This is a genomic window from Pseudarthrobacter sp. RHLT3-21, assembly GCF_059383495.1.
Map to the genome: position 1 here is coordinate 137,219 of NZ_JBWZCI010000007.1, position 19,312 is coordinate 156,530.

The following is a 19,312-nucleotide window of genomic DNA, read 5'->3' on the forward strand; positions in this document are numbered from 1 at the left end:
GGGAGGCTAGTTCTTCTTCTCGTTGCCGTTGTTGCTCGGCGCGGTGGACGGGGCCGTGGAAGGCGCCGTGGCAGGCGCGGTGGCCTGGGTTGACGGAGTAGTCCGGGCCGGCGTTCCGTTCACCATGTTGGTGGGCGGGGCGGGGAACGGGTTGGTGCCGTACGCCGGAGCGACCTGGGCCATGTACTTGGAGAACATGGGCCCGGCGATCATGTAACCGTCGATCGCCTTGTAGAACTTTCCGTTGACTGTCAGGTTACGGCCTTCACGGCTCTGGTTACCCAGCGGGTCACCGAACCAGGCCGCGGTGGCCACACCGGTGGTGTAACCGACCACCCAGGTGGAGCCGTTGGTGTCGTTGGTGCCGGTCTTGGCTGCCACCGGGAAGTTGGTCTTGGTGGAGAGCCGCGGCTGGATGAGGGACCCGGAACCCTCATCCAGGACCTTTTGCATGGCATACGCCACGCCCCGGGCGACCTCCGGTTTGACGGCATCACGGCAGGTGCTGGCCTGGGCCGGGAGCTGTGCGCCGGTCTGGTCCGTGACAGACGTGATGGCGATGGGCTCGCAGTACTTGCCGTCGTTGGCGAACGTGGCAAACGCGGAGGCCATGGTCAGCGGGGCGGTCTGCGTGGAGCCGATCAGGTTGGCCAGCGTGGTCATCTTGACCGGCGGGTGGGGATCGTCACCCGACGGCAGGCCACCGTGGATTCCGACGGCATCCACGATCTTCTGGATGCCGCAAAGATCAACCTGCGCCGCCGAGGCGAACGTGGCCGTGTTGATCGAGTTCTGCAGGCCGTACAGGACCGTCATGTTCCGGTAATAGCCGTCGTCGGAGTTCTGCAGGTCGAAGCTGCCGGCAACCCTGGCGTCATACCAGCCCACGGTGGGGTCCGGGCACGTGTTCTTCCAGGGGAAGTTCTGTGGGTACTTGCGGGTGGCGGCGTTGATGTTGGTGTTCATGGACTTACCCTCATTCAGCCATTCAGCGAACGTGAAGGGCTTCATGGTGGAACCGGGCTGGAATCCGCCCAGGCCGTTGAGGTCGTTGCCGTCCTTGTCCGACTTGTCAACGTTGAAGTTCTGCGTCTGGTTGAACTTGCCTTCGGTGGGCAGGAACGACGTGTTCTGCGCCATGTTCAGGATCTTGCCGGTGTTGGGCTGCACGGAGACGATGGACGCGCCCCAGTTGTCAGGGTTAGCGCCGGCTGCCGCATCTGACTCAGCTTGGGCAACGTTTTGCGCGTTGACGTCCAGCGTGGTGGTGATGGTCAGGCCGCCGCGGAAGACGTTGTTGGTGCGCTCCTTGAGATCGGCACCGTATGCCGGGTTGTTCAGCAGCAGGTGCAGCACGTAGTCGCAGAAATAAGGTGCCGTGGAGGCGTACGCGCAGCCCTGGCGTGACGGCGTGACCTTCGGCTCCACCGGAGTGGCCACGGCGGCGTCGTGATCGGCCTGCGTGATCTTTCCCTGGTCCAGCATGAGGCCCAGCACCAGGTCGCGGCGCTGTTTGGCGTTCTCCGGATTGGTGACGGGGTCAAACGCTGATGGGCTGTTGACGAGCCCCGCAAGGAGCGCTGCTTGCGGGAGGGTCAGATCCTTGGCCGTGCTGCTGAAGAAGAATTTGGACGCGGCCTCGATGCCGTAGGCATCACGGTTGAAGAAGACGATGTTGAGGTATCCCTCGAGGATCTGCTCCTTGGAGAATTCCTTCTCCAGGGCGATCGCGAGCTTCATTTCGCGGAGCTTGTCTCCGACGCCCTTGTTAACACCGTTGAGCTTGATGTCGTCAGTGTTTCCCTCGGCAGCGAGGTTCGCGTTGAGCACGTTGTTCACGTACTGCTGGGTGATGGTGGAGGCACCCTGTTTGTTGCCGCGGGCTGTGCTGACCATGGCGCGGAGGATGCCGGTGGTGTCCACACCGCCATGCTCATAGAACCGGCTGTCCTCGACAGCGATGATGGCTTCCTTCATGAACGGCGAGATCTGGTCGAGGGCAACCTTGGTCCGGTTTTCCTCGTAGAGGTTCGCGATCAGGCTGCCGTCCGCGGCGAGGATCCGGGTGGACTGGCTGGGCGGGTCCACCTGCAGCTCTGCCGGGAGGGTATCGAAGAACTCGATCGAACCGCTTGCCGCGCTGCCCGAAACGGCCGCGGCCGGGACAAGCAGGCCCGCCACCAGGACACCACAAATCGCGCTCACACCAAGGAAGCCAAAAATCTTTCCGAGGGTAGTGGCCGTGTCGAAAATGGGGTTCTTACGAGTCACCATGTTTTCCACTTTACCGGCAACGACTAGTCTTTCTCTCATGACCAAATGGGAGTACGCCACGATTCCGCTCATTATTCACGCCACCAAGCAGATCCTGGATCAGTGGGGAGAGGACGGCTGGGAGCTCGTCCAGGTCATCACCGGACCTGACGGCAACGGCCTGGTTGCCTACCTCAAGAGGGAGAAGCAGTAGCAATGAGCACCCCCGCAGAGACCACGTCCGGCCGTGTATCCACGCCGGGAAACGCGTCTGAGTCAGCGCCGGTTTCCGCCGTCGAGCAGCGCCTCGCCGAGCTGGGACTGACCCTTCCCGAGGTGGCTGCTCCCGTCGCCGCCTACGTGCCGGCCGTCATCACCGGCAGCCATGTTTACACCTCGGGCCAGCTGCCGTTTATTAACGGCAAACTCGAAGCAACCGGCAAGGTCTCCACCGGCACAGAAGGGGCCTCCGACGAGCCCACCGTGTCCCCGGAGGACGCCAAGGCCTACGCCGCTGTCTGCGCCATCAACGCGCTGGCGGCCATCAAGAGCGTCATCGGCGATCTGGACCGCATCACCCGCATCGTCAAGGTGGTGGGCTTCGTGTCCTCCGATCCGGCCTTCACCGGACAGCCCGGCGTCATCAACGGTGCGTCCGAGCTCCTCGGCCAGGTCTTTGGTGACGCAGGACGGCACGCCCGCTCTGCCGTCGGCGTGTCTGTTCTTCCGCTCGATTCTCCCGTAGAGGTCGAACTGATCGCTGAATTCAGCTAAGGACCCGGTTCACTCAATTGCCTCAGCTCGCCCGACGCTTGTTTGCCCTTCCTCCGGATCTTGAAGGGGCTGCCCAAAGCTGGCTCGAACACGGCGAGCGGACCCCGCGTGCCGCCCGCTACGCATCGTCAGTTGTGCTTCTGCGCGACTCTCCCACCGGCCTGGAGACGTGGCTGGGTTACCGGCCCGGCTCCTCGCCGTTGGGCGTCCTCGCCTTCCCCGGCGGCTCACTGGAGGCGTCCGACGACGACGCCGTCGGCTGGCTGGGCCCCTCACCCCAGCATTGGGCTGAGCAGATGGGGACGGACGACGTCGGGCTGGCGCGCCGCCACGTGGTGGGCGCCATCCGCGAACTGTTTGAGGAAACCGGCGTGCTGCTGGCCGGGCCGGACATGTCCACCACGGTTGAAGGCACGTCAACGCACGACTGGATGCGTGCGCGCGTGGCCGTTGCCGACCAGGAGAAGACGTTCACGGAGATGCTCGCCAAGCGGGGAATCTCGCTGCGGACCGACCTGCTGAAGCCGCTCGTCAACTGGCGCAGCCCGGACTTCGCGCACCGCCGGTTCGACACCCGCTATTTCGCCGCCACCGTCCCCATGAACCAGCAGCCCAGCCTGCTGGGGAGCAAGGGCGTCTGGGGCCGCTGGGTGTGCGCCACCCAGGCCATCGCTGCCCGCATCACCACTGCCTTGGGTGATGAAGTGGGCCAGGAGAACACCGTGGGCCTCACCCTTGGCCAGCTCCTGGTGCCGGGTTCGGAGATCATGCTGGAGAAGATGGCCGTAGCGAACGGCTGCATCGCCTACCTCAGCTACAAGCGCAAACCCCACGTGTATCAGGCGCGGCTCGTCGAAGAAGAAGGCGCGCTTATGCTCGAAGTCGAGGCCGCCAAAACCGTAGCCGGAGACCCCCAGCGCGAACGCTAGTCCGTCCGCTGTGCAACGGCCTTTCGCCGTCGCTTAGACACGTTGCATAGGGAAACCTTCGGTCGCTGGGCGACCTCCGGTTCCCGATGCGCCGCGATGCGCTCCTACGCGAAAGACCGCCGCTCAGCTCGTGCCCGTCACCCAGTCCGCTGCCCCAACGCAAAAGGCCCGAGGCCGGCATCCGGAAGCGTGCGTCAGAGCGACGAAGGAGCAGCACGCGGAGGATGCCGGCCTCGGGCCGGACGCAACTGGGACTAGCGGGAGCGCTGGCGGAGGCGCTGCATGTCCAGGATCACTACGGCGCGGGCTTCGAGGCGGAGCCAGCCGCGCTGGACGAACTCTGCCAGGGCCTTGTTGACCGTCTCACGTGAAGCGCCTACCAGCTGGGCCAGCTCTTCCTGGGTCAGCTCGTGGGCCACGAGGACACCGTCCGTTGCCGGGCGGCCGAAGCGGTCGGCCAGGTCCAGCAGTGCCTTGGCCACGCGGCCGGGGACGTCGGAGAACACCAGGTCCGAGAGCGAATCGTTGGTGCGGCGCAGGCGACGGGCCAGGGCCTGCAGCAGCTGTGACGAAACCTCGGGGCGCGTCCGCAGCAGGGCGTTGAGGCTCTCGTTCTTCAGGCCCGCAAGACGGGTTTCGGAAACGGCCGTGGCCGTGGCCGTGCGGGGGCTGGGGTCAAAGAGCGCCATTTCGCCGAACAGTTCACCCGGGCCCAGGATGGCGAGCAGGGACTCCCTGCCATCAGGGGACGTGCGTCCCAGCTTCACCTTGCCGGAGACGATGAAGTAGAGCTGGTCGCCCTGGTCGCCCTCGCGGAATACCGATGCACCGCGGGAGAGGTCCACCTCGGTCAGCTCGTCCGTCAGCAGTCGGAATGCTTCGTCGTCGAGCGTGGCGAATAGGGGTGCTCGGCGCAGTACCTCGATGTCCATGAAATCTCCTGAATAAAAAGTGTCGGCTGTGGCGCTTTTGCCATTGTTTCAGAATTTTCAAGGTTCTGTGACGTACTTGGCAGCGGAAACGCCGCTGACAGCGTTTAATGCGGGCACGATCCGCTGCCGGGCCGCGCCTGGGGTGTGATTTTCATGACCGAGCCCGGCACGGACCTGGCGCGAACGGGCGGCGGGCTGGCGCCCACAGAACAATGTCAGCCTGCGCCACTAGAATTGGGTCTCAACCGTACTAGAGGAGCGTCAGTGTTTGGCTTGACCGTTCTGGACCTGGCGCTGATCCTGGCCCTGCTGTCTTACCTGATCTATGGCCTGCGCAACGGCTTCCTGGTAACCCTCGGCGGTATCGCCGGCTTTGCCGCGGGCGCCGTGGCCGCATTCTTTGCCGTTCCGCTGGTCAGCGGCTTCGTGGATGACTCCGGCTGGAGGCTGACCGCCATCGTGGCCGCCGCCGTCGTACTGATGGCCTTGGGCCACGGCCTCGGGACCATGATCGGGCGCAAAATCCGCGGCGCCGTGCGGATCAAGCCGCTGCGTGCCGTGGACCGGCTGGTGGGCGGGGCCGTCAATGTGGTGGTCTCGGCGCTTGTCCTGTCCATGCTGGCTTTCAGCGTCAGTGCGCTGGGCGTTCCGTTTGTGTCCCAGCAACTGGCCGAGTCCAAAGTCATCCGGTACATCGATGGGCTGACGCCCGTCCCGTTGAAGACCACCATGGCGCAGCTGCGGTCCACGGTGATCGGCAACGGAATCCCGACCCTGCTTGAAGGCCTGGATCAGGGGACGCAAGTGGCGGTGCCCAATGCCAGCACCGATACGCCTGCGCTGAACCGGGCCGCGCAGTCAGTCCTGAAAATTGCCGGAACCGCCTACCAGTGCGGCCAGAACCAGACCGGCACCGGCTTTGTGGTTTCCCCGGGCCGCGTTGTGACCAATGCCCATGTTGTGGCGGGCGTGTCGCAGCCTGTGGTTGAAATTCCCGACGGCGGCGCGATGCCCGGGCGGGTGGTGTACTTCGACACCAGGCACGACCTCGCGGTGCTGGCCGTTGACGGGTTACCGTCCGAACCGCTCACGCTGACGTCCGACCTCCCGAACGGCAGCCCGGCCGCGTTCGCCGGGTACCCCCACGGAGGTCCGTTCAAGTCCAACCCGGCCACTGTCCAGGACATCACCTCGGTCCTGGTGCCCGATATCTACGGCGACAACCCGGCCCCCGAGGAGATCTACCGCCTGGCCGGCGACGTCCAGCCCGGGAACTCGGGCGGGCCGCTGCTGACCATGGAGGGCCTGGTGGCGGGCGTCATTTTCGCCAAGGCAACGTCGGACACCGAGGTGGGGTTCGCCATTACCATGGATGACCTGTTCCCGGTCGCGTCCCAGGCCGCCGGCTTCAGCGCTCCCGTCTCCTCCGGGCAGTGCATCCAGAAGTAGCCAGGGCGGCCTGAGCCGCCGGGACAGCCCCGACCCACTCGACGCCCGGCTACAGCGTTTCGGCGAGGTAGTCGATGGCGAGCTTGTAGCCGAAGACCCCGGCGCCCACGATCACCGCGGCGCACACAGGGGACAGGAACGAGTGGTGCCTGAATTCCTCACGCTGGTGCACGTTGGTGATGTGGACCTCGACGGCGGGCAGCTGCACCGCTGCCAGGGCGTCACGCAGGGCCACGGAGGTGTGGGTGAAGGCGCCGGCGTTCAGCACAATCCCGACGGCGGTGCCGCGGGCGGCGTGGATGACGTCCAGGAGCACGCCCTCATGGTTGGACTGGACGCATTCCACGTTGAAACCGTGGGCCTGGGCCGCGGTGGCTGCCAACTGCTCCACGTCCGCGAGGGTGGAGGTACCGTACTTCTCCGGTTCACGGGTGCCCAGCAGGTTGAGGTTGGGGCCGTTGATCACGAGGATGGTGCCGCGTCCGGCAGCGGAGGCAGATGCGGAGTCAGGGGAGGAAACGTCAGTCATGGATCCAATCTACCTGCCGGATTCTGCACCATCATTCGGCCCAGGCGATTCCACTTGGCCGGATTTCCGGGGGGCCGTGGACTGTGGCAGGTGAATGATGGTGCAGAATTCGTCGCAAAGGAACCCTAGGCGACGACGTTGACGTTCCACGGACGACACTTACTTTTCGCACAGCTGGTGGGCCGGCCGCGCTGCCAAGAGGGCCATTCGCTGGCGGGCGCTCGCTACTTCCGGCTGTCCGCTGTCGCCGCTCACCCGAGTCCGCGCGCTAAAGGGGGCGTGCTCTGCCTTGATCCATCACGTATGTATGCTCGGCACATGAACATCTTCGAAGAAGCATCAGCATCAAAGGTTCTTGGAACACATGCGTGCTGGAGATCCCTTCGGTCCGCTTCAGTCGGCCGACTGGCGGTAATTGGCACCAACGGACCTGAAATCTTTCCCGTGAACTACCTGCCGGAGGATGGATCACTGTTTTTCCGAACAGGTCCGGGAACCAAACTGGACGCTTTGCTGGAAGGGGGAGCGGTCGCACTGGAGGCTGACGGCCTCAACCCCTACGGAACCATTGCGTGGAGCGTCGTGGTGAAAGGCCGTCCTGAAGCTGTCCCGGACAACGAACTTGATCAGGACAAGGTGGATCAGAGCCTGTCTCCCTGGGAGCCGGGGGCTAAGGATCAGCTGTTCCGCATTACGCCGACGGAAATTACTGGACGCCAGTTTGCCATCAACCCGTCCGCACGATGGTGGTCACCACGGGAGCCCTGAGGTTCCGGGGCGGGAGTCGGGGCGAGTTCGGTGGGGCCGGCCTGCTGACTACAGGCTGAGCGCCGTTCAGGGGGTCGGTCGCTGTTGGATGGATTTGCCGGCATCAGTGCCCTGTGCTGGCGAGTAGTGAGTGGATTCCACTACGTGCCGCGCAGCGAAGCCAGTCAGGGCACCCACAGTGACCGCCATGAGCATGCCGGCCACTAAATATGACGCCAACAGGGCAGGAAGTGCTGTGTTCTCGTCAATGAACGGAGACGGCGCGAATGTCCAGAGGATGCCAGCAGCCCAAGCACCAGCGTTGACAGGGATCCACCAGGAGGCCCGCCGGACTACCCGGCGTAAGACAAGCCACTGCAAGGTCGGAATCGAAGCCAGAAGTCAGCCGGCCGGCCTCGTCCTTAGCGCGGGTCAGCGGGGTAGGGACCCTACAGCGCCGTGAACCTCAGGACCAGGGCGTGTTCCGGGTTGAGGATGGGCATCGGCAGGCCCACTTCGGCCAGGAAGCGGCCACCGGCAACGGCCCCGTCTCCCAGCCAGGCCGGGGGCTGGACCTGGGTGAACGTGTGGGCGTAGTCGGCGTCTCCGGGCGCCGGGAAGATGGCTTCCACCCGGTAGTCCCGGTCCGCGTCCAGGCCTGGGATGGTGATCCGGCCGGTCTGTTCCGCAAACGCGGTGCCGGTGCTGACCAGGGCGAACAGCGCCGCCGTCGTGCCTGGTGCAGAGCCTGCCGGACCGACGCCGGAAGCCACCACGCCGTGCAGCATCAGGGAATCGCCGGGGACGTCCGCACGCACCATGCGTCCGGAGTGGATCAGGCCGCGGTGCTCCTTGTAGAGGGCGATGAAGCGTTTGAGTTCCTCGCCCTCGGCGCCCTGGACCCCGCGGACATCCCACTCCATGCCGAAGTGGCCGAACAGCGCTGTGATGGCGCGGAAGGACAGATCGTGCGTGCGGGCCGTGGTGTGCGAGGTGGTGGGGCCGACGTGGCCGCCCACCAGTTCCGGTGGGACCACCAGCCCGGTCCAGCGCTGGATGGTCTGCCGTTCCAGGGCGTCGTTGCAGTCTGAGGCCCAAATGCGGTCGGTGCGTTCCAGGATGCCCAGGTCAACCCGGGCGCCGCCGGAGGAGCAGCTTTCTATTTCGACGCCGGGATGGGACTTCTTAAGTTCGTCAAAGAGCCGGTAGGCGGCCAGGGTCTGTTCGTGGACCGAGGAGCGGCCGGCGTGGCCGTGCTCCAGCTGGTCCCGGTTCTGGTCCCACTTGAGGTAGCTGATGTTGTTCTCGCGCAGCAGGGCGTCGACGCGGTCGAAAATGTACTGCCACGCGTCAGGGTTCACCAGGTCGATCACATGCTGGTTCCGCCATTCAATCGGCAGGCGGCCGCCGTCCTTGTAGCTCTGGACGGAAGGACCAACAATCCATTCGGGGTGCGCGCGGACAATGTCGGAGTCCAGGTTGACCATTTCCGGTTCCACCCAGAGCCCGAATTCCATCCCGCGCGAGGTTACGGCATCGATCAGCGGCGTGAGGCCGTCGGGCCAGAGTGATTCGTCGACGTACCAGTCGCCCAGGCCGGCGTGGTCGTCGCGGCGTCCGCGGAACCAGCCGTCGTCGAGCACAAATCGCTCCACGCCCAGTTCGGCGGCGGAGTCAGCCAGCTCGATCAGGGTGGACAGGTTGTGGTCGAAGTAGACCGCTTCCCAAGTGTTGAGCACCACGGGACGGGGCTTGCCGGGCGCGGTAGCCGCACCGGCTGCGGGGAGCACATGGTGGGGGCGGGACCGGAACCAGCTGTAGAACGCCTCGCTGATGCCGTCCAGGCCACGGTCCGAGTACGCGGCGAACAGCGCCGGCGTGGTGTAGCTGGCGCCGGGTGCGAGGATGACCTCGGCCGGGCCCAGGAGCTCGGAGCCGCCGATCATGGTGCGGCCGTCGCCGATGCTGTCCGCGAACTGTTCGTGGTTGCCGCTCCAGGCCAGGTGCGTCGCCCAGACCTTCCCGTGGCGGTTGCCGAACCCGGCGGTGCCTGCGGCGAAGAGCAGCGAGGAGTCGTGTCCGGTGCGGCCGTGCCGGCCGGTGCGGACCCAGGTGCCCTGCTGGATGGGGCGGCGCTGCGGGTGGCGTTCCCGGCACCAGCGCCCGGTCAGGTCAAGGAGTTCGACGGCGTCGGGCGCCACCGGGAGGACGGTGGCCAGCTCGTCGACCTGGTAGGGCGTGGCGCCGTCGTTGGTGAGGGTGTGGCGCAGCTCCAGCAGGCCGCCGTCGTGCAGTATCAGTGCGGACGAGACGGTGAGGCCGGCGTCGGAATCGGCCTGGACGATGATGGCGGAGTTGCCTTCGGCGCTCGCTGTCACGATGCGCAGGCGGGCCGAGAAGTCAAGGCCGGATACGCCGTCGGCGAAGCGGTGGCCGCGGAGGGCGGGACGGCCGCGCCAGCTGGACGAGGCCTGCGGCAGGAGGCCGGCGGGCACGTTGGCGTCGATGGCGGAATGGGGGATCGGTTCGCCGAGGATGGCGAGGTCCGGCAGGGTCCTGCCAAGATCCGCGCCCCAGTGGATGACCTCGGCCTCCCCGCTGTCGAAGCTCATCACCAGACTGGTGCCGGCGGAACGGAGGTGGAGGGGGTCCATAAGATGCTGTCCTTTTGCGGTGTGGGAGAAAGTAATGAGGCTGTGCGCCGCGGGAACCATGCCGGCGGCGCACAGCCGGTCAAGCCGGTGGCCTACTTGAAGAGGGCGTTGACCTGTTCGTTGGCCTGGGTCAGGGAGCTGGCCGGGGCCTTGCCGGACACTACTGCGTCCATGGCGGGCTCCATGATGCCCTTGACCTTGGCAGTGTTGTCCGTGATCGGGTACAGGAAGGTCGTCTTGTTCTTGACGTGCTCAGTGAACGCGGTAACGTCCACACCCTTGGCCTTGAAGGCTTCGGCGGCCTTGTCAGAGGAAGCCTTCAGCGCGGGGAAGACAACGGCCTTCGAAGCTACAACGTCCTGGCAATCGGCCGAGGCGAGGTACTCAACCCACTTGATCGAGGCGTCCTTCTTTTTGGTTCCGGCCCAGATCGAGTCGGCCAGGCCGTTGAACATGGAGGCACGCTTGCCTTCGGGGCCCACCGGAGTGGGGGCGATGCCCACCTTGATGCCCTGGTAGCCGGTGTACTGGCCGGTCATCCACGAACCGTGGGCATTGATGGCGGACTTACCAGCCGCGAAGGTGTCGGCCATGCTGGCGCCGACAGTGGTCTCCAGCTTGGGCATGTAGCCCTTTTCCACGAGTCCGGCGAACCAGTCCATGCTTTCCTGGAACTTGGGGTCGTCGTAGTTGTAGTGCGTCCCCCACGGGTTCTTGTCCGTGTGGGACCAGCCGGTGGTGTTGGTGAGGTAGCTCCACTCCGTCTGGCCTGACGAGTCGCCGCCGCCGTTGAGGCCAAGGCCGTAGACAGCGACGTTGTTCTTGTCGAAGCCGGCCTCGTCGCCGCGCTTGCCGTTCTTGTCAACGGTCAGGTGGGCGATGACCTGCTCGTAAGTGCCGCCGTCCTGGGGGTTCCAGGTGAGGTTCTTCATCTGGTCCTCGGTGACGCCGCCGCTTGCGAGCATGGCCTCGTTGTAGAACAGGCCGATGGTGTCCCAGTCCTTCGGCAGGCCGTAGCGCTTGCCGTCCTGGCCAACCCAGAGGTCGGCGAGGCCCTCGTTGTACTGGGACAGGTCAATGTTGTCCTTCTCGACGGCGTCGTCGATGGCCAGCAGCTGCTTGTTTTCGGCGAGCTCGCCGTAGCGTCCAAGGTGGTTGGTGAAGACGTCAGGGGCGGTGCCGCCAACAAAGCCGTTGGTCAACGTGCTCCAGTAGTCGTCCCACCCGCGCTGGGTGATCTTGACCGAGACGTCCGGGTTGGCCTTGTGGAAGTCGTCTGCGCACTGCTGGTAGGCGGGCAGCTGGTTCGCGTCCCACAGCCAGTAGTTGATCTCGCCCTTGGCTGACTCTGCCGAGGAGGATGAGCCGCCGCCACAGGCGGACAGGGACAGTGCCATAACTGCGGCGACGGCGACGGCGCCGAGGGATTTCTTCATGGTTCTACTTTCCGTTTGGGAGTTGGGGAGTGGTGGTTTTGTGGTGATTACTTGATGCCGGAGAAGCCGATGGAGTTGACGATCTTCTTGCCGAAAGCTGCGAAGAGGATCAGGACAGGCAGGGCCGAAACCAGGGTTGCGGCCATCAGGCCGGACCAGTCCGGGGAGCCCTGGGGTGCCTGTGATTTGAAGACGCCGAGGCCCACCTGCAGGACGCGAACATCATCCTGTGAACCGACGAGCAGGGGCCAGAAGTACTCGTTCCACTGGCCGATGAAGGTCAGCAGCGCCAGGGTGGCGATGGGTGCTGCGGCGTTTGGGAGCACGATCTGGAAGAAGATGCGGAAGTGCTTGGCGCCGTCGAGCATGGCTGCCTCCTCGACCTCGCGGGACATGTTCAGGAAGAACTGGCGGAGGAAGAAGATGGCGAACGGAGTCATAAAGACGTAGGGCAGGACCATGCCGAGCATCGTGTTGAGCAGGTCCAGGTTCTTGATCAGCAGGAAGTTGGGCAGTGCCGTGAAGATCGGCGGGACCAGCATGGTGCCCAGGAACAGGCTGAACACCGCGTTCCGGCCCCTCCAGCGCAGCCGGGCAAAGGCGTAAGCAGCCATTGCGCTGAAGAACACGGCCCCGGCAGTGGTGATGGAGGAGAAAATGATGGAGTTCTTCAGGTACAGCCAGAAATCGATGGTGGCGCCGGAACCGCCCTCCGCGATGGCGTCCGCGGGGCTCTGCAGCCCGAATACCCGCATAAAGGCGCCAAAGGTGAACTCTGCGGGAAGTAGGCTGGCCGAATTGGAGGCCAGTGCCGCGTTGGTGGACAGCGCCGTCCGCAGCACCCAGAGGAACGGGAGGACGGAGACTGCGATGGCCAGGACCAGGAGGGCCCAGGCACCTGCGCGGCGGGTGTTGAACGGACGACGGCGGCGGGCCGGGGCCTGCAGCGGTGCGCGGCTGGTGGTGGATGTCATGGGGGACTCCTTAGTCCAGGTCCGACTCGTTGCCCTTGAGGAACTTCATCTGGATGAAGGCCACCAGGGCGAGGATGAGGAAGAGAATGACGGCGATGGCGGATCCGTAACCGAAGTCCGACTCGGTGAAGGCCCGCTGGTAGATGTAGTACTGGATCACGCGGGTGGCGTTGACCGGTCCGCCCTGGGTGGTGACGGCCACGGTGTCGAAGACCTGGAAGGATCCGATCACGGTCACCACGAGGACCAGTACCAGGACCGGGCGCAGCAACGGAATGGTGATCTTGCGGAAGGTCTGGAACGCTGAGGCGCCGTCGAGTTTTGCGACCTCATAGATGTTGCCGGGGATGGCCTGCAGGCCGGCGAAGATGAGCAGCGCGGTGTAGCCCATGTGCCGCCAGGTGTTGATCACGGCCTGGGTGGGGATGGCCCATTCCTCGCTGCCGAAGAACGCGACGCGGGGGAGTCCGGCCCATTCGATGAACTGGTTGACCACGCCGATCTGATAGTCGAGCATCCAGAACCAGAGCAGCGCCGCGATGACGTTTGACATCAGGTAGGGCAGGAGCAGGGCGCCGCGGATGAGCGTGGATTTCGCGACCTGGTGCATCAGGAGTGCCAGCCCCAGTGCCAGGGCTGTCTGGAGGACGATGTTGATGAGGACGTACTGGCCCGTGACGGCCAGGGAATTCGAGAACAGCGGGTCCTTGGCGATGGCCGTGTAGTTATCCATCCCCACCCATGTCGGGTCTCCGAGGATGTTGTACTCCGTGAAGCTCAAGTACACGCCGCGGACGGTTGGGACAACGTAGAAGAAGATGAACCCGATCATGGCCGGGGCGATGAAGAACAGGGCGATCTTGAGGTCGCCGAGCCGGCGGTAACCGCCGCGCGGCTTGGGTGCTCCGGTTTGGGGCGGGGCGGATCTCGCGTTTTTGGCAAGGGTGGTCATCGTCGACCCTTTCCTGACTGTGATGTGGATAACAACTGCTGAGAAATCTACACGAGTAGATCGAGAGTGGCAAGTGCCCCTTTTTCTTTTATTTCTAGAGGGATTCATCCAGTCGCTAGGCCATTGACTCGAGTAGATTCGAGTGAAAGACTGGCAATCCTGAAGGACAGCGCTTGCCCGGCGGTCCGACACAGCACCTTAGGGAAGGCAAACAATGACGTTTTCAATCGGGGTAGTAGGAGTTGGCCAGTTCGGCGGCCAGTTCGCGCACCTCTTCAATCTCCACCCGGGCGTCAGTGCCGTTTATGTGGTGGATGAGCTTGCGGAACGTGCGGCCGAAGCAGCGGACCGGTACCACCTGGCGGGGTCGAAGGCGAGCTTCGAAGAACTCCTCGCCTCCGACGTCGACGCCGTGGCTATCTTCACCCAGCGCTGGACGCACGGACCGCTGGTAGAGCAGGCGCTCCGCGCCGGCAAGCACGTGTATTCAGCCGTCCCCATGGCCATTTCCGAGGATGAAATCGCCAGGATCATCAGCGCTGTCCGGGAAACCGGCTTGGTCTACATGATGGGGGAGACCAGCTACTACAACCCGGCCACCGTCTATGCGCGCAAGCAGCATGCGGCCGGCCGGTTCGGGCGGATCTTCTACACCGAAGGAGACTACGTCCACGACATGGACCTGGGCTTCTACGAGGCCTACCAGTACAGCGGCGGTGACCGCTGGAAGGAAACCGCCAGCTACCCGCCGATGCTGTACCCGACGCACGCAGTCGGGGGAGTCCTCGGTGCCCTCCCCGCCCATGCCGTCAGCGTCAGCTGCGTCGGCGTCAAGGATGACCGCAACGACGGCGTCTTCGACAAGGAGGTCAGCATGTTCGGCAACGACTTCTCCAACGCCACCGCCCTTTTTGAACTCAACGACGGCGGGGTCATGCGCACCAATGAGATGCGCCGCGTGGGCTACCCCTCACACATCAGGGAGTCCCGGTTCCGGTTCTTCGGGACGGAGGCCAGCTTTGAACAGCTCGCAAATGTCACGGTCTGGCAGGACAAGGAAAACGTCCACGACATTTCCGAGCAGTTTGAAACCCGACCCAGCATGTCCCTCGATGACCCGTCACTGGCCAACGTTGCGCCGGAACTGAGGGACGCCTTCGTCTCCGGACTCTCGCCGGTACATGACGCTGATCGGCTTCCGGAGGAGTTCCGCGGTGCTCCGAACGGCCACGAGGGAAGCCACCACTTCCTGGTGGATGACTTCGTGACAGCAGTCAACGCCGGCACGCTGCCGCCGGTCAACGCCTGGGTTGCCGCCCGGTTCACGCTGCCCGGCATCGTGGCGCACCAGTCCGCCCTCCGCGGCGGCGAGCGGCTGCCCATCCGTGACTTCGGTGACGCCCCGGGGATCTGATAGCTAGCATGTACACCATGACGACTCCCACAGTGCAGGCCCCACGCGGCCCGGTAACCCGCAAGGATGTTGCCCGGTACGCGGGCGTTAGCACCGCCGTCGTCAGCTATGTAGTGAACGGCGGCCCCAAGAAAGTGGCACCGGCCACGGAAGCGAAGGTCCAGGACGCCATCCGCGTCCTGGATTACCGCCCCAACGCAGCGGCCAGGGCCCTCAAACTGGGATCAAGCGAGACGCTGGGGCTCATTGTGCCGGACAACTCGAACCCTTTCTTCTCGCTTCTGGCGCATGCCGTGGAGGACGCCGCGGCCGAGCGGGGCTACGCCCTGCTGCTGACCAACTCCGACGGCAACCTCGCAAAGGAGCGCCGGAACGTCCGGAACCTGGCGGCGCGGCAGGTGGACGGCGTGCTGCTGGCCAGCGTCCTGTTCCAGCCGGACCTTGAAGAACTGGAGAAGGCTGACATCCCCTGGGTCCTGCTCAACAATGACTGCGAGGCGCCGCGTATCAGCAGCGTCGGTGTGGACCTCGCCGCCGGGGCGCAGATCGCCGTGGAACACCTCGTGGGGCACGGGCACACCAACATCGGGCTGGCCATGGGCACCAACGTGGGCAACGACGTCGACGGCCGTGAACTGGGCTGGCTGAAGGCGCTGAAGGAGGCGGGCCTCCCCGAAGGGCCCATCGCGCGCAGCGACTTCACCCGGTCCGGCGGCTACGAAGCGGGGAAGCGGCTCCTGGCCTCCGCCAACCGGCCCACGGCGATTTTCGCGAGCTCGGACATGCAGGCAGTCGGCATCCTCCGCGCGCTCCATGAAGCGGGCGTTTCGGTGCCCGGGGACATAGCACTGACCTCCTTCGACGGCTCCGCCGAGGCGGAGTACACCTGGCCGGCGCTGACCACCGTGGACCAGCCGGTCCGGGAGATGGCCGAGGCCGCCGTCGAAAGCATCCTCGGTGCACGGCGCAATGCTCCGCCCCAACACCGGATGTTCCCCACGAAGCTCCACGTCCGCCAGTCCTGCGGCTGTCCTTGAACCAATGGCTGTTGGTTCGCTAGCCCGCGATCCGGATCTTGCCCACACGCTCGCCGAGGATGCGCTGGGCTTCGGGGCCCAGCCCGGCGTCGCTGATGACCTCATCGGCGGCGTCCAATGGGGCGATGGTGCTGATGCCCAGCAGTCCCCACTTGGTGTGATCGGCCAGGACCACGGTTTTCCGGGCGGCGGCGACGAACGCCCGGTCCGTTTCGGCCTCCAGCAGGTTGGGTGTGGTGAAGCCGGCGTCGGCGTCCATGCCGTGCACGCCCAGGAACAGGACGTCCAGGTGCAGCTGCTTGAGTGCCGCCGTAGCGATGGGACCCACCAAAGCGTCCGACGGCGTCCGCTCGCCGCCGATCAGGATCACGGTTGAGGCGAAGCGGGCAGAGCCGCCGGACGCGGCGTGATGGAAAAGGTCCGCAATGCGCACCGAATTAGTGACCACCGTGATCCGCGGACCGTTCACCAGCTCCTTGGCAAGGGCCCAAGTGGTGGTCCCGGCGCTGAGGCCGACGGCCATGCCCTCATGCACCAGCCCGGCCGCCTCCAACGCGATGGCCCGCTTCTCCGCCGTCAGCTGCGTGGACTTAAGCTCGAAGCCCGGTTCGTGCGTACTGACATCGCCCGGGACCTTGGCGCCGCCATGTATCCGCTCCAGCCGGCCGCCGTCCTCCAGCAGTTCGATGTCACGCCGCACCGTCATCAGCGAAACGCCCAGCTGCTGGGCCAAGTCGGACACGCGAACAACCCGCTCACGCTGCACAGCGTCCATGATTGCCTGATGACGTGCAGCGGGGAGCATCTAAAGCCATCCTTAAAGCCGGGGGACAGAACTGCACCAAGCATACGGCGACGGCGCCGCCCAAGATGGTGAGCAGCGCCGTCGACGAGGAGTGGGAGTTATGCGGAAGCGTCCTCAGCGGGGGCCCACGCCGTCAGGGTTCCCTGACCGAGCTTGCGAGGTTAGGGGGACGGTGGGGAGTAGCACGCGGAGCATGACTCCCACTCCTCGGCCACCCCCCCACCAAACCTATTTCCGGAGGGACGCCGCGATCTGGGCCATGACGGTGGTGTCGGCCAGGGTGGTGGCGTCGCCGGAGTCTCGGCCTTCGGCGATGTCCTTGAGCAGGCGGCGGACGATCTTACCCGAGCGGGTTTTGGGCAGTTCCGGGACCACGAGGATGGTTTTGGGTTTGGCGATGGGCCCGATTTCCTTGCCAACGTGGTTGCGGAGTTCGGCGATGGTGGCCTCGCCCGAGTCCACGGCGTCGCCGCGCAGGATCACGAACGCGACGATGGCCTGGCCGGTGGTCTCGTCCGCGGCTCCCACGACGGCGGCTTCAGCCACTGAGGGGTGGCTGACCAAGGCGGATTCGATCTCGGTGGTGGAGAGCCGGTGCCCGGAGACGTTCATAACGTCATCCACGCGGCCCAGGAGCCACACGTCGCCGTCTTCGTCCTTCTTGGCGCCGTCGCCTGCGAAGTACATGCCTTCGAAGCGGGACCAGTAGGTCTCCTTGAACCGCTCGGGGTCGCCCCAGATGCCGCGGAGCATGGCGGGCCAGGGTTCCCGGATCACCAGGAAGCCGCCGTGGCCGTCCGGCACGGATTCGCCGTTCTCGTCCACGACGTCCACCGCGATGCCGGGCAGCGGGACCTGGGCCGAGCCGGGCTTCGTGGCGGTGACGCCGGGCAGCGGGGCGATCATCTGGGCGCCGGTTTCGGTCTGCCACCAGGTGTCCACGATCGGTGCCTTGTTGCCGCCGATGACGTCCCGGTACCACATCCAGGCTTCGGGGTTGATGGATTCGCCCACGGAACCGAGGACCCGGAGGGAGGTCAGATCATACTTGTCGGGGATGTCCCGGCCCCACTTCATAAACGTACGGATGGCCGTGGGAGCGGTGTAGAGGATAGAGACCTTGTACTTCTCGATGATCTCCCACCAGCGGCCCTGGTGCGGGGAATCAGGGGTGCCCTCGTACATGACCTGGGTGGCGCCGTTGATGAGCGGGGCGTAGGCGACGTACGAGTGGCCGGTGACCCAGCCGACGTCGGCCGTGCACCAGTAGACATCCGTTGCGGGGTGCAGGTCGAAGACGGCTTTATGGGTGTAGGCGCCCTGGGTGAGGTAGCCGCCGGTGGTATGCAGGATGCCCTTGGGCTTGCCCGTGGTGCCGGAGGTGTACAGGATGAACAGCGGGTGCTCGGAGTCGTGACCCACGGCCTTGTGCTGGTTGGAGGCCAGCTCCACGGTGTCCGCCCACCAGTGGTCCCGGCCTTCGTGCCAGTCCACGTTCTGGCCGTTGCGCTTGACCACCACCACGTTCTGGACCGTGTGCCCGTCGGCGGCGAGGGCATCGTCCACCGCGGTCTTCAGGGCGCTGGGCTTGCCCCGGCGATAGGTGCCGTCCGCGGTCACAACGAGCTTGGCTTCGGCGTCCTCGATCCGGGAGCGAAGGGCGTCCGCGGAGAAGCCACCGAACACCACCGAGTGCACGGCACCGATGCGGGCGCAGGCCAGCAGCGTGATGACTGCCTCGGGGATCATGGGCAGGTAGACGGCCACCCGGTCTCCCTTTTCCACGCCGAGGGATTCGAAGGCGTTCGCTGCCTTCTTGACCTCTTCGGTGAGCTGGGCGTACGTGTAGGTGCGGGTGTCTCCGGGTTCGCCCTCGAAGTAAATGGCCACCCGGTCCCCGAGGCCGTTCTCCACGTGGCGGTCCAGCGCGTTGTAGGCCGCGTTGACTTCGCCGCCCACGAACCATTTGGCGAACGGCGGGTTGGACCAGTCCAGAGCCTGGTCGAAGTCTTTGCTCCAGGTGAGCAGCCCGCGGGCCTGCTTCGCCCAGAAAGCCGGGCGGTCTGCGTCGGCCTCAGCGTAATCAGCGGCGGTGACAACGGCGTCGGCAGCGAATTCGGGGCTGGGGGCGAAGGTGCGCTTTTCGTGCAGCAGGTTTTCGAAGGCGTCGCCCTGCTGGTCGCTCGGCACGGAAGCTGCGGGGGCGGTGGCCGTGGAGCCGGGAGTGTCCTGTGACATGGTGAACCTCATCATTCATCGGTCTTTTTCAGCGGCTGCCGTCGCCCGGCCGTGCTCTGCCGCTTGCGCGGCATTGGGCAGCGGCCGATCACGGACATTCCGCAAAGAGCTGTTCCGGAATCAAGACTAATACGTGCCGGGGCCCGCTGTGTCCGCTGTCACAAAGGCGCCCACGAACGGCGTTTATTT

The 19,312-nt window shown here is 65.1% G+C and carries 16 protein-coding genes; 7 read left to right on the forward strand and 9 right to left on the reverse strand.

What is annotated here, in order from left to right; all coding sequences use genetic code 11:
- Positions 1-6: 6 nt before the first annotated feature.
- On the reverse strand, positions 7-2,274 hold the full coding sequence (locus tag AC50YA_RS10185; RefSeq protein WP_494982164.1) for a transglycosylase domain-containing protein: 2,268 nt from the start codon (positions 2,272-2,274) through the stop codon (positions 7-9).
- 37 nt (positions 2,275-2,311) lie between these two features.
- Between AC50YA_RS10185 and sp36 the strand changes: the two genes are divergently transcribed.
- The 3 genes from sp36 to AC50YA_RS10200 are packed head-to-tail and all read left to right on the forward strand — an operon-like array spanning position 2,312 to position 3,956.
- A complete protein-coding gene (sp36, locus tag AC50YA_RS10190; protein WP_099093395.1) occupies positions 2,312-2,467 on the forward strand; it encodes a Sp36 family protein in 156 nt (51 codons plus the stop codon).
- A 2-nt stretch (positions 2,468-2,469) separates the two neighbouring features.
- A complete protein-coding gene (locus tag AC50YA_RS10195) occupies positions 2,470-3,027 on the forward strand; it encodes a RidA family protein (protein ID WP_494982165.1) in 558 nt (185 codons plus the stop codon).
- Positions 3,028-3,044: 17 nt separating this feature from the next.
- A complete protein-coding gene (locus tag AC50YA_RS10200; RefSeq protein ID WP_494982166.1) occupies positions 3,045-3,956 on the forward strand; it encodes an NUDIX hydrolase in 912 nt (303 codons plus the stop codon).
- Positions 3,957-4,210: 254 nt separating this feature from the next.
- Here AC50YA_RS10200 and AC50YA_RS10205 read toward each other — a convergent pair whose 3' ends face one another.
- On the reverse strand, positions 4,211-4,888 hold the full coding sequence (locus AC50YA_RS10205) for a Crp/Fnr family transcriptional regulator (protein ID WP_160674379.1): 678 nt from the start codon (positions 4,886-4,888) through the stop codon (positions 4,211-4,213).
- A 264-nt stretch (positions 4,889-5,152) separates the two neighbouring features.
- Between AC50YA_RS10205 and AC50YA_RS10210 the strand changes: the two genes are divergently transcribed.
- Complete coding sequence (locus AC50YA_RS10210) at positions 5,153-6,337, forward strand: MarP family serine protease (protein ID WP_494982167.1); 1,185 nt, start codon at positions 5,153-5,155, stop codon at positions 6,335-6,337.
- A 49-nt stretch (positions 6,338-6,386) separates the two neighbouring features.
- Here the strand turns inward: AC50YA_RS10210 and aroQ are convergent, their stop codons facing one another.
- Complete coding sequence (aroQ, locus tag AC50YA_RS10215) at positions 6,387-6,866, reverse strand: type II 3-dehydroquinate dehydratase (RefSeq protein WP_494982168.1); 480 nt, start codon at positions 6,864-6,866, stop codon at positions 6,387-6,389.
- A gap of 318 nt (positions 6,867-7,184) precedes the next feature.
- On the opposite strand from aroQ, the gene AC50YA_RS10220 reads away from it, so the two are divergent.
- Positions 7,185-7,634 carry a pyridoxamine 5'-phosphate oxidase family protein gene (locus tag AC50YA_RS10220; protein WP_494982248.1) on the forward strand — a complete coding sequence of 150 codons (450 nt, stop codon included), beginning with the start codon at positions 7,185-7,187 and terminating at the stop codon, positions 7,632-7,634.
- 428 nt (positions 7,635-8,062) lie between these two features.
- Here the strand turns inward: AC50YA_RS10220 and AC50YA_RS10225 are convergent, their stop codons facing one another.
- The 4 genes from AC50YA_RS10225 to AC50YA_RS10240 all read right to left on the reverse strand — a co-directional run bounded on the left by AC50YA_RS10225 (position 8,063) and on the right by AC50YA_RS10240 (position 13,629).
- On the reverse strand, positions 8,063-10,267 hold the full coding sequence (locus AC50YA_RS10225) for an alpha-galactosidase (protein WP_494982169.1): 2,205 nt from the start codon (positions 10,265-10,267) through the stop codon (positions 8,063-8,065).
- A gap of 92 nt (positions 10,268-10,359) precedes the next feature.
- Positions 10,360-11,703 (reverse strand): ABC transporter substrate-binding protein, encoded by a 1,344-nt coding sequence (locus tag AC50YA_RS10230; RefSeq protein ID WP_494982170.1) that lies wholly within the window; start codon positions 11,701-11,703, stop codon positions 10,360-10,362.
- Between the two features lie 47 nt (positions 11,704-11,750).
- Complete coding sequence (locus AC50YA_RS10235) at positions 11,751-12,677, reverse strand: carbohydrate ABC transporter permease (protein ID WP_494982171.1); 927 nt, start codon at positions 12,675-12,677, stop codon at positions 11,751-11,753.
- A gap of 10 nt (positions 12,678-12,687) precedes the next feature.
- Positions 12,688-13,629, reverse strand: coding sequence for a carbohydrate ABC transporter permease (locus AC50YA_RS10240; RefSeq protein WP_494982172.1), 942 nt, complete (start codon positions 13,627-13,629; stop codon positions 12,688-12,690).
- A 214-nt stretch (positions 13,630-13,843) separates the two neighbouring features.
- Here AC50YA_RS10240 and AC50YA_RS10245 point away from each other — a divergent pair, with 214 nt between their 5' ends.
- Complete coding sequence (locus AC50YA_RS10245; protein WP_494982173.1) at positions 13,844-15,043, forward strand: Gfo/Idh/MocA family protein; 1,200 nt, start codon at positions 13,844-13,846, stop codon at positions 15,041-15,043.
- A gap of 17 nt (positions 15,044-15,060) precedes the next feature.
- Complete coding sequence (locus AC50YA_RS10250; RefSeq protein ID WP_494982174.1) at positions 15,061-16,080, forward strand: LacI family DNA-binding transcriptional regulator; 1,020 nt, start codon at positions 15,061-15,063, stop codon at positions 16,078-16,080.
- Positions 16,081-16,099: 19 nt separating this feature from the next.
- On the opposite strand, the gene AC50YA_RS10255 is transcribed toward AC50YA_RS10250, so the two are convergent.
- Together AC50YA_RS10255 and acs are read right to left on the reverse strand one after the other, a co-directional pair.
- Entirely contained in the window at positions 16,100-16,885 is a 786-nt protein-coding gene (locus tag AC50YA_RS10255) for a DeoR/GlpR family DNA-binding transcription regulator (RefSeq protein ID WP_494982175.1), read from the reverse strand.
- 228 nt (positions 16,886-17,113) lie between these two features.
- The gene (acs, locus tag AC50YA_RS10260) at positions 17,114-19,123 is read right to left on the reverse strand and encodes an acetate--CoA ligase (protein ID WP_494982176.1); all 2,010 of its coding nucleotides are present in this window, start codon (positions 19,121-19,123) and stop codon (positions 17,114-17,116) included.
- Between the last annotated feature and the right edge of the window lie 189 nt (positions 19,124-19,312).

Coding starts and splice junctions, on each gene's coding strand:
- AC50YA_RS10185 (WP_494982164.1), bottom strand. CDS start 2,274: ATGGTGACTCGTAAGAACCCCATTTTCGACACGGCCACTACCCTCGGA.
- sp36 (WP_099093395.1), top strand. CDS start 2,312: ATGACCAAATGGGAGTACGCCACGATTCCGCTCATTATTCACGCCACC.
- AC50YA_RS10195 (WP_494982165.1), top strand. CDS start 2,470: ATGAGCACCCCCGCAGAGACCACGTCCGGCCGTGTATCCACGCCGGGA.
- AC50YA_RS10205 (WP_160674379.1), bottom strand. CDS start 4,888: ATGGACATCGAGGTACTGCGCCGAGCACCCCTATTCGCCACGCTCGAC.
- aroQ (WP_494982168.1), bottom strand. CDS start 6,866: ATGACTGACGTTTCCTCCCCTGACTCCGCATCTGCCTCCGCTGCCGGA.
- AC50YA_RS10220 (WP_494982248.1), top strand. CDS start 7,185: ATGAACATCTTCGAAGAAGCATCAGCATCAAAGGTTCTTGGAACACAT.
- AC50YA_RS10225 (WP_494982169.1), bottom strand. CDS start 10,267: ATGGACCCCCTCCACCTCCGTTCCGCCGGCACCAGTCTGGTGATGAGC.
- AC50YA_RS10230 (WP_494982170.1), bottom strand. CDS start 11,703: ATGAAGAAATCCCTCGGCGCCGTCGCCGTCGCCGCAGTTATGGCACTG.
- AC50YA_RS10235 (WP_494982171.1), bottom strand. CDS start 12,677: ATGACATCCACCACCAGCCGCGCACCGCTGCAGGCCCCGGCCCGCCGC.
- AC50YA_RS10240 (WP_494982172.1), bottom strand. CDS start 13,629: ATGACCACCCTTGCCAAAAACGCGAGATCCGCCCCGCCCCAAACCGGA.
- AC50YA_RS10245 (WP_494982173.1), top strand. CDS start 13,844: ATGACGTTTTCAATCGGGGTAGTAGGAGTTGGCCAGTTCGGCGGCCAG.
- AC50YA_RS10250 (WP_494982174.1), top strand. CDS start 15,061: ATGACGACTCCCACAGTGCAGGCCCCACGCGGCCCGGTAACCCGCAAG.
- AC50YA_RS10255 (WP_494982175.1), bottom strand. CDS start 16,885: ATGCTCCCCGCTGCACGTCATCAGGCAATCATGGACGCTGTGCAGCGT.
- acs (WP_494982176.1), bottom strand. CDS start 19,123: ATGTCACAGGACACTCCCGGCTCCACGGCCACCGCCCCCGCAGCTTCC.